This is a genomic window from Pararhizobium sp. P1_E7 (assembly GCF_056405855.1).
Genome location: NZ_JBFUBH010000085.1, coordinates 1 through 10,126 on the forward strand (window position 1 = coordinate 1; position 10,126 = coordinate 10,126).

7 protein-coding genes are annotated in these 10,126 nt (G+C 59.5%); all 7 read left to right on the forward strand.

Going from position 1 to position 10,126, the window contains the following annotated elements:
* Positions 1-1,110: tripartite tricarboxylate transporter permease (locus tag AC1D17_RS25915; protein ID WP_477568149.1), on the forward strand; the 1,110-nt coding region annotated here is incomplete at its 5' end.
* Entirely contained in the window at positions 1,110-2,591 is a 1,482-nt protein-coding gene (locus tag AC1D17_RS25920) for an aldehyde dehydrogenase (protein WP_112841516.1), read from the forward strand. The genes AC1D17_RS25915 and AC1D17_RS25920, both read left to right, overlap by 1 nt.
* Complete coding sequence (locus AC1D17_RS25925; protein WP_477568150.1) at positions 2,588-5,059, forward strand: FAD-dependent oxidoreductase; 2,472 nt, start codon at positions 2,588-2,590, stop codon at positions 5,057-5,059. Before AC1D17_RS25920 ends, AC1D17_RS25925 begins: the two co-directional genes overlap by 4 nt.
* Positions 5,060-5,084: 25 nt before the next feature.
* Complete coding sequence (locus AC1D17_RS25930) at positions 5,085-6,326, forward strand: Tm-1-like ATP-binding domain-containing protein (protein ID WP_112841518.1); 1,242 nt, start codon at positions 5,085-5,087, stop codon at positions 6,324-6,326.
* Between the two features lie 7 nt (positions 6,327-6,333).
* Positions 6,334-8,370 carry an oxidoreductase gene (locus AC1D17_RS25935; protein ID WP_477568151.1) on the forward strand — a complete coding sequence of 679 codons (2,037 nt, stop codon included), beginning with the start codon at positions 6,334-6,336 and terminating at the stop codon, positions 8,368-8,370.
* Positions 8,371-8,390: 20 nt separating this feature from the next.
* Positions 8,391-9,503, forward strand: coding sequence for an aminomethyl transferase family protein (locus tag AC1D17_RS25940; protein ID WP_477568152.1), 1,113 nt, complete (start codon positions 8,391-8,393; stop codon positions 9,501-9,503).
* Between the two features lie 15 nt (positions 9,504-9,518).
* The coding region (locus tag AC1D17_RS25945) for an electron transfer flavoprotein subunit beta/FixA family protein (RefSeq protein ID WP_477568153.1) at positions 9,519-10,126 on the forward strand (608 nt) is incomplete at its 3' end.

Here is a 10,126-nt window from a genome sequence, read left to right on the forward strand (position 1 = left end):
TTTCTGGCCCCCTTCATGGCCAAGATTGCTGCAAAATTCGGCCCGCCGGAATTCGCGGCGGTCATGATCCTCGCATCGGTTTCGGTCGTTCTTGCGCATCACCAGAACATCCGTGGCGCGATCTTGACGTTCGGCATCGGAATGTTCCTCGGAACCGTCGGCTTCGAGAGCCCGCACCATACGCTACGCTACACCTTCGACCAGACGTGGCTGTTGGGCGGCATTCCAATGGTGCCTATGGTCATTGGTCTCTTCGCCCTCAGCCAAGCCTTCATCTTGCTCGAAACGAAGTCGCCGCCAAAAGTACCGGAAAACCTCTCGTCAACCGGACGGTTTGTTGGTCTACTCGAAGTTTTCAAGTACCGCGCAACCGTGATCCGGTCCTCACTCATCGGGCTCGTTATGGGGCTGCTCCCGGGCGTCGGCGAATTCGGGGCTCAGTTCCTATCCTATTCGCTTGCCCGCCGCTTCTCGAAGAAGCCGGAGGAGTTTGGCAAGGGCTCGCCCGAAGGTCTGGTGGCGTCCGAAGTCTCTATCAACGCCTGCACCTCGACCGTTCTCGTGCCGCTGCTTTCGTTGGGCATTCCGGCCGATCCGCTGATGGCTATGCTGCTAGCGGTGTTCATGATCCACAACATCGTGCCCGGGCCGCAGCTTTTCGTTGAGCATGCAGACTTCATTTCTGGCCTCTACATTTCACTGTTCCTGCTCAACATCTTCGTGATGATCTTCCTGCTGATTTTCACCAAATATGTCGTGCGCCTGTCGTCAATCTCGCCACGCGTTATCGGCGCTGCGATCATGATTCTGGGCTTTATCGGCACATATACGCAGAACTTCCGCATTACGGACGGTTTGGTCGCACTGGCATTCGCCATTGTGGGTCGCTTCATGTTGAAGAACGGAGTGCCGGCTTTCCCGATGGTTGTCGGGCTTGTGCTCGGACCAATGATGGAAGGCAGGATCAAGCAGGCCTTCAGCATCTCAGACGGAGATCCGACGATTTTCCTGACGCGTCCTCTCGCTGCGGCGTTTCTCACGCTTGCTGTCGTCGCCGTCGCGACTTTTACCTGGAACCACTTCAGGAATAAGACTGTGGAGGCAAGCTGATGCAGGACCAGATCAATGCGATGCGGGGGGATCACATCCCGCCGCAAGGGCTCCTTGTTGACGGCAAGTTTCGCTCCGCCTTTTCCGGTCAAGAGCTTGATGTTCTCTCGCCGCTTGACGGCACGCGGCTGACGACCCTTGCTGATGCGGGTAGGGAAGATGTCAATCTCGCCTGCCAGTCGGCCCGCGCCGCCTTCGAGGCGGGTGTCTGGTCGCGGACGGCGCCTGCCCACCGGAAGAAGGTGCTGCTGAAGCTGGCCGACCTCATCGAGAGAGAAGCCTTGAAGATCGCGGTCCTCGGCGTGCGCGACAACGGCACCGAGATCGTCATGGCGTTGAAGGCGGAACCGATGAGTGCGGCTTCGACTTTCCGTTACTACGCGGAACTGATCGATAAGACATACGGCGAGATTGCACCGACCCAGAGCGATGTGCTCGCGCTGGTGCACAGGCACCCGGTTGGCGTGGTTGCTGTCATTGTGCCTTGGAACTTCCCGCTGATGATCGGCGCTTGGAAGATTGCACCGGCACTCGCAGCCGGCAACAGCGTCGTGCTGAAGCCTGCGGAGACCGCTTCGCTCACATTGCTGCGGATTGCCGAGCTGGCGCTCGAAGCCGGCGTTCCGCCTGGTGTCTTCAATGTCGTAACGGGACAGGGGGCTGTCGCCGGCGAAGCACTTGGGTTGTCGATGGACGTCGACGTGATGGCCTTCACCGGCTCCGGTGGCGTCGGGCGAAAACTCCTCGAATACTCTGCCCGTTCCAACCTGAAGCGGGTCTATCTCGAACTCGGTGGCAAGAGCCCGAACATCGTCTTTGCCGATGCGCCCGACCTGGACAAGGCTGCGAAGGTGGCTGCTTACGGCATCTTCCGTAATTCCGGTCAAGTCTGCATTGCAGGCTCGCGTCTGCTGGTCGAGGCGTCGATCGTCGACCAGTTCGCAGAAAAGGTGGCAGCGATTGCGGCGTCCATGAAGGTCGGAGATCCGCTTGATCTTACGACCGAAGCCGGCGCCCTCAACTCTGAGACACATCTGGACCGTACTCTCGGCTTTGCCGCGCGGGCTCAAATGGAAGGTGCTGAGCTTCTAACCGGCGGCAGCCGCATCCTGCAGGAGACGGGAGGGTGGTTCATGGCGCCGACCGTCCTGTCAAAGGTTCGTCCGGAAATGGAAGTTTCGCGGAACGAGGTCTTTGGCCCTGTCCTCGCCATCACGCCCTTTACCGACGAAGCGGATGTTATCCGCGTGGCAAATGGCACCGATTTCGGCCTGGCGTCTGCGGTTTGGACGTCCAATCTTTCGCGGGCGCATCGAATGGTGGAGAGCCTTCGCGCTGGCTTGGTACACGTCAACACCTATGGCGGCTCGGACCTCACCGTGCCGCTTGGTGGTGTCAAGCAGTCTGGCAATGGCCATGACAAGTCTCCGCACGCACTCGATAAATATCTCGACCTCAAGACTGCATGGATACAGCTGTGACCGTGACCAAAGCTCTTCCGCCATCCGCACCGGCCGTCATTATTGGCGGCGGCATCATCGGTGTCTCGACACTTTATCACCTTGCGAAGAAGGGGATGGAAGGAGCCGTCCTTTTGGAACGCAAGCAGCTTGCGTCCGGCACTACGTGGCATGCCGCCGGCATTGTGGGCCAGTTGCGTGAGAGCTCAGCGCAGACCGAGCTTTCGAAATATACTGCGCGGCTCTTTACAGAACTGGAAATCGAAACAGGGCAGGCAACCGGTTACAAGCAGAACGGAACCCTGCATCTGGCCTTGTCGGATCTCCGCGCCGAGCAACTGCTCCGGAATCAGGATCATGCGGCCCGCATGAAGATCGAAAGTCGCATTCTCTCGGTCGAGGACATAAACGAGCTCTGGCCACTCGTCGACACGTCCGATGTGCATTGCGGCTTCCTTGTTCCCTCGAACGGGCAGGTTAATCCACTTGACGTGACCCAGGCGCTGGCAAAAGGCGCTAAGGCGCGAGGCGCACAAATCTTCGAGAACACGAAGGCCATTCGTATCCTGACACGGAACGGCAAGGTGGTCGGCGTCGAGACAGATCAGGGCGTTATTGCAACGGAGAAGGTTCTTCTGGCGGCGGGCATGTGGTCGCTGCGTTTTGCCGCCGAGCATGGCGTGACCGTTCCGCTCCACGCGGCCGAACATTTCTACATCCTCACCGAAGCCATTCCTGACCTGCCGCGCACATTGCCCGGTCTCGTCGTTCTTGAGGAACGGCTCTACACCAAGGAGGATGCCGGCAAACTTCTGATCGGTGGCTTCGAAGCACGGGGCAAGGCTTGGGGTCGCGAGGGCATCCCAGAGAGTTTCGAATTCGACGAGCTACCCTTCGACATGGATCATGTGGAGCCGGTACTGGAGAAATTCTTTACGCGTTTCCCGGCTCTTGAAACGATGGGTATCCAGACCTTCTTTAATGGACCGGAGAGCTTTACACCGGACGGACGGCCATACATCGGTCCCGCTCCGGAGATGCCCGGGCTCTTCATCGCCGCTGGCATGAACTCGAACGGCATCCTCAATTCTGGCGGTGTCGGGCTCACCATGGCAGCCTGGATGACGGAGGGCCAACCACCGCGCGCTGTCGCCTCGATGCTGGCCGCACGAGCGCATCCTTTCCAGAAGAACATGGCCTACAATGCCGAGCGTGTGACCGAAGGCGTCGGTCTTCATTGGGGCTTGCATTGGCCGGGCCGGCAGATCGAGACAGCGCGCGGCGTTCGCCGGGTACCGCTGCATGACCGTCTACTTGCGGCCGGGGCCGTTATGGCCGAGCGTATTGGCTGGGAAGTGCCGATGTACTTCGACCTCGAAAACCCGAGCTGGACTGAGCGTGCAAGTCTGGGTTGGCAGGACTGGTCTGAACGAGTCAAGGCAGAGTGTTTTGCAACACGCKATCATGCGGTGCTCATTGACCAGTCGATGTACGGAAAGATCCTTGTGCAGGGACCGGATGCCGTCAAGGCTCTGAACCGTGTCTCCGGCGCCGAAATCGATGTTGCGGTCGGCACCTCGGTCTACACGCAGTTCCTCAACGAGAAGGGCGGGATCGAAGCGGATGTCACCGTGACCCGCATCGCCGCGGAACAGTTCATGGTCGTGACCGGTCATCCAAGCCAGATCCGCGACCAAACCCACATTCGCGCCCATGCAGAACCCGCCTGGCGCTTCGAGATTTTCGACGCGACGTCGGCCTATGGTCTTTTGACCATACATGGCCCGCAGTCCCGTGCGATCCTCCAGCAGCTTTCGGCGGACGACCTGTCCAATGAGGCATTCCCGTTCGGCGCGGCGCGCGAGATTGACCTTGGCTTCGCGCGCGTCTGGGCCATCCGCCGCTCGTTCCTGGGCGAGCTCGGATATGAGTTGATGATTTCGAGCGAGTTCACGGCGCACGTATACGACGAAATCATGCGTGCCGGCGCTCCACTAAGTCTGCGCCACGCCGGCATGTTTGCACTCGGTGCTTGCCGCCTCGAAAAGGGCTTCCGGCACTTCGGCCACGATATCGGTGAGGAAGACACGCCAATCGAAACTGGCCTCGGCTTTGCTGTGAAGCTCGCTAAGGAAGGCTTTGTCGGTCGCGAGGCGCTGATGCGCCAGAAGCAGTCGTATGGTGCCGCCACGCCGCATCGCAGCGTTTCCGTGTTGGTAGAGGGTGCGTCCGCTGAAACAGGTCCATATCTCATTCACAACGAGCCGGTCTTCAAGGATGGCGCACTCGTCGGTCATGTCACGTCCGGGGGCTGGGGCTGGAGACTGAACGCGATGATTGGACTTGCTTCTCTTAACCGCGTGAATGGCGTCACCAAGGATTGGATCGATGAAGGTCGTTTCGAGGTGCAAGTGGCAGGCAAGCTTTATCGGCTCCGAGTCCAACTCGGCGCTTTTTATGATCCAGCCGGGACGATCATGCGGGGCTGATTGACACAAAAAAGGGGAACTGAAGATGAGCGCAACAAAAACAATCCTCGTGATCGGCACTTACGACACGAAGGATCAGGAGCTCAACTACGTCGCTGATTGCATCAAGAAGCTTGGTGGGAACGTGATCTCGATGGACGTCAGCGTGCTTGGGGATCCGTCGCAACCAACGGATATTTCCAAGCACGAGGTCACTGCCGCAATTGGAAAGACTATCGATGAGGCGGTGAACGCCGGTGACGAGAATCTGGCCATGCAGATCATGGCTTCTGGTGCGTCCACGCTCTGCGCCAGACTCTATGCCGAAGGTCGCATAGACGGCATGATTGCCCTTGGGGGCACCATGGGTACCGACCTAGCATTGGATTGCGCCCGTGCGCTGCCGATCGGCGTTCCGAAATATGTTGTCTCGACGATCGCGTTTTCGCCGCTGATTGCGCCGGATAGGCTTTCCGCGGATATCCAGATGATCCTGTGGGCTGGCGGTCTCTACGGCCTCAACGACATCTGCAAGGCGACGCTCAGCCAGGCGGCCGGCGCCATCTATGGCGCGGCGCTCGCAGTGGAGCCGCCTGACCCGGACCGGCCAGTCATCGGTATGGTGAGCTTCGGCTCTTCCGCGCTTCACTATATGATTCACTTGAGACAGCCGTTGATCGACCGCGGCTTTTCGGTCGCAGTCTTTCATGGAACTGGCATGGGGGGCATGGCTTTGGAAAGCCTTGCGGAGCAAGGTTACTTCGCGGCAGTGCTGGAGCTCGCGGTGGCCGAGATCGGCAATCTTATGGTCGGTTCTGTCGTGAACGCCGGCGCCAATCGCATGACGGCTGCCGGCCGCTTGGGCACACCGATCATTGCCGCACCCGCCTTTGGCGACATGATCGACTTCGCGACATGGCAGCCTGTGCCCGAACGGTTCCGGGATCGGCCCTATCATGCTCACAACCGCCTGCTCGCCTCTGCCTCGCTGACTGCGGACGAACGCCGCGAACTTGCTCGTGAAGTGGCTCACCGGCTGCAGCAGTCCAAGGGGCCGGTCCATTTCGTGCTTCCGACGCAGGGCATTCATGCTTGGGACGTTGAGGGCATGCCCGCGCATGATCCGGAAGCGCTTGCCGAAATGGTAGACGAGTATCGGAAGGTGATGGTCGATCCGATCGAGCTTTCGGTGCTCGATTGCCACATTAACGATTTGGCCTTCTCAGAAAAGGTGCTCGAGGTCATCGATCGGTGGATTGCTGACGGCACCATCAAGATGACGCGGTAAAGATGTGATGGATCCGCGATATTCAATACTTTTCGAGCCGCTGAAGATCGGGCCGATCACCGCGCCAAACCGCTTCGTATCGATGCCGCATGCAATCGGCCACAGCTATTTGATGCCGAACGGAGCAATTGGCATTCGCGAAACCCGTGCCGAAGGTGGTTGGGGCATTGTTGCAATGCAGCTGAGCGAAATCGATCCCACCTCTGATCTCGCCGGTTTGCCATATGAGCGGCTTTGGGACGAGGGCGACGTTGCCGCGCATGCGCGATCTGTCGAGCGTATTCATGCCCATGGAGCGCTCGCCTCGATTGAGCTTGCGCATACGGGTATTCGTTCGCGGGGCATATCGACAGGATATCCGGCGATGGGGCCAWCCGTCGTGCCTATCCTGAAGCCGGACATGCCCTTCATGGCAAAGGCTATGGACAAAGACGATATCCGTAATCTGCGACAGATGTACCGCGCGGCAACGCGACGGGCAAAGGCCGCAGGTTATGATATCGTCTATGTCTATGCCTCGCACGAAGCCTCGATTTTGTGGCACTTCCTGTCTCCTGCATATAATTTTCGGACTGACGAGTATGGGGGCAGTTTCGAAAACCGGCTGCGACTTTTCCGCGAGGTGCTGGAGGAAACCAAGGAGGAAGCGGGTGACGACATGGCGGTTGCGGTGCGCTTTGCCGTGCATGAGCTTTCCGGCCCGAAGCGTATCCTGAATAGCGGCGAGGGCAGGGATGTCATTGAGGCGCTCGCCGACCTACCTGACCTGTGGGATGTGAATGTCTCTTCCTGGAGCCGAGACAGCGGCACGGCTCGCTATGACGCCGAAGGTTTTCAGGAAGAGTTTACCAGCTTTGTGAAGCAGGTAACCGGCAAACCGGTTCTGGGCGTCGGGCGCTTCACCTCTCCGGATGCGATGGTCAGCCAGATCAGGCGTGGTGTCCTCGATCTCATCGGTGCAGCCCGTCCGTCTATTGCGGATCCATTCCTGCCTGCAAAAGTCCGTGAGGGCCGGATCGAAGACATCCGAGAGTGCATTGGCTGCAACATTTGCGTCGCGGTCGAAACGATCGGGGTGGAACTGCGATGTACGCAAAATCCGACGATTTCCGAGGAATGGCGTCGCGGTTGGCACCCTGAGAAAATCCCTGCGGCCGGCAATGCAAAGACCGTACTGATCGTGGGCTCTGGACCTGCGGGTCTTGAGGCGGCGCTCGTTCTTGCCAAGGCCGGCCACGAGGTGACGGTGGCCGAACGCGCCGACGAGATGGGTGGCCGCTCGGCTCGCGAGGCCCGTATTAAAGGGCTCGCATCCTGGGGGCGGGTTAAGGACTATCGGCTGTATCAGCTTCAGCAGATGCCCAACGTCAATCTCTATCCCGGTAGCGAGCTGGATGCCGGTGGCATTGCTGAGTTCGGGGCTGACCATGTCCTCCTCGCAACCGGTGCTCCATGGCGCGGCGATGGGGCTGGGCGAACGCGACTCACACCAATACCTGGTTTCGCGGGTGCAGCTCTGACGCCCGACGATGTCATGGACGGTGCTGCCATAGCCCATTCAGTCGTCATCTACGACGACGATCACTATTACATGGCCAATGCGCTGGCGGCGGATCTTGCTGCCAGGGGACACGCCGTGCACCTGGTAACTCCCATGCCATCCCTTTCGGCCTGGATGGGGCATACGCTTGAGCAACCCCGCATGGTTGCCGAGATGAAAGCCGCCGGTGTGCGTATGTATCCGAACAGCGTCGCAACCGGCTGGAGCGGGGAAGGGCTTGCTGTCAGCCGAGGTGACACGGGGGAGGCGCTACCGGCAATTGCAGGTGCGACGTTGGTCGCCGTGGGCACACGGCTGCCTGACACGCGTCTTGGCGAGGCGCTCACCGCACAAGGCTTGCCTTACCGGACCATCGGCGATGCAGAGTGTCCGGGCATCATTCAGGGCGCTGTTTATTCCGGCCATCGTCATGCGCGCGAACTGCTAGGCACGGAGCCCGATGACCGCGTTTTCAAGCGCGAGCGCCCAACACTTTTTCTCTGAGATCGAAGGGATCGACAATCATGACCGCAAAACGGACGCCGCTTTATCACGCCTTCAAGGCGCGCAATGCCGAGATGGCCGAGAAGGCCCATTTTCTCACCGCCAACGTCTTTACGGATGCGAAATCAGAACATGAGGCCGTGCGAAACGCGGCAGGCCTGTTCGAGATTTTCGGGCAGTTTCTTGTCGAAGTCGCAGGCGCAAAAGCCGAGACATTTCTGAACGAGACGTTCGTGGCGGATATGTCAAAGGTCGCTCCGGGAAGGGGCATCTATGGCGGCATCCTGAACGAAAATGGCGGCTTCATCGACGATGTTATCACCTATCGTCCGGCGCCGGACACGTTCTGGGTCGTTCCTGCGCCCCATCGTGTCGAAAAGGTCGAAGCCTACCTCAAGGAGTGCGGAAAGCCTTACGGCGTGCACGTCGTTTCGCTCGGATATCGATACGTGTCGCTTTCCCTTCAGGGGCCGCAGTCACGTGCCTGCCTGGAGCGCGTTACGAGTGAGGATGTTTCGGGCCAAGCGCTTCCTGGTTTCGGGATGGTGAAGGCAACGGTAGCCGGCGTGGACGACGTCATCGTCACGCGAACGGGTTTCACCGGAGAACTTGGCTACGAGCTCTGGGTGCCGACCGAGCACATCGAGAGTTTCTATGACGCCCTCCTGGAASCTGGCAAGCCGCTCGGGCTCGTGCCGTGCGGGGCCGGGTCGATGGGCTCGCTTCGTATCGAGAAGCGTTTTCCGATCTGGGGCCGGGATATCGGTGAGGACACGACACCCGTTGAAGCGGGATTGGGTTGGACCGTGAAACCGAAGGACTCATCCTATCCTGGCAAGGCGGTTGTCGAACGACAGAAGCAGGACGGAGTGGAGCGCATGCTCGTTCTTCTCGAACTTCCTGTCGGTTCTGTTCTTCCCGCCATTGGAACGGTGGTGAAGCTTGGTGGTGACGCCATCGGAAAAGTCACCTCGGCTGCGCATGGACACACTGTCGGGCACGGACTTGCCTTGGCTTACGTCCAGATCGCCTGCGCAGGCGACGGACAAGTTCTCACACTGGAAGATGGGACAGGTGTCACGGTTCGCAGGACCGCCGTCTACGACCCAAAGTCCGTCCGTTCGCGTGCTTGAGCAGGAGGATCGGTCATGAAAATTCTGGTCACAGTCAAGCGCGTTGTCGACTACAACGTGAAGATCCGCGTCAAGACGGACGGTTCGGGCGTCGAGCTTACCAACGTCAAGATGTCGATGAACCCGTTCGACGAAATTTCGGTCGAAGAAGCCCTGCGCCTGAAGGAAGCCGGCAAGGCGTCCGAAGTCGTTGTCGTATCCATCGGCCCGGCCAAGGCGGAGGAGACGCTGCGCACGGCACTCGCCATGGGCGCGGATCGCGCCATTCTGGTCGAGACCGATGACGTTATCGAACCGCTGGCAGTGGCCAAGATCGTCAAGGGCGTCGTCGAAGCCGAACAGCCCGGCCTCGTCATCGTCGGCAAGCAGGCGATCGACGACGACAGCAACCAGACCGGACAGATGCTGTCGGCCCTGCTTGGCTGGGCACAGGGCACATTTGCCTCCAAGGTAGAGATCGGCGACGGCAAGGCGCAAGTGACGCGCGAAGTCGATGGCGGTCTGCAGACCATCGAGATCAAGCTTCCGGCCGTGGTTACTACGGATCTTCGCCTGAACGAGCCGCGCTACGCCTCGCTGCCGAACATCATGAAGGCCAAGAAGAAGCCGCTCGACAAGAAGAC

Bases quoted from the DNA above. Each gene is read 5' to 3' on its own strand.
- AC1D17_RS25920 (WP_112841516.1), top strand. From the start codon at position 1,110: ATGCAGGACCAGATCAATGCGATGCGGGGGGATCACATCCCGCCGCAA.
- AC1D17_RS25930 (WP_112841518.1), top strand. From the start codon at position 5,085: ATGAGCGCAACAAAAACAATCCTCGTGATCGGCACTTACGACACGAAG.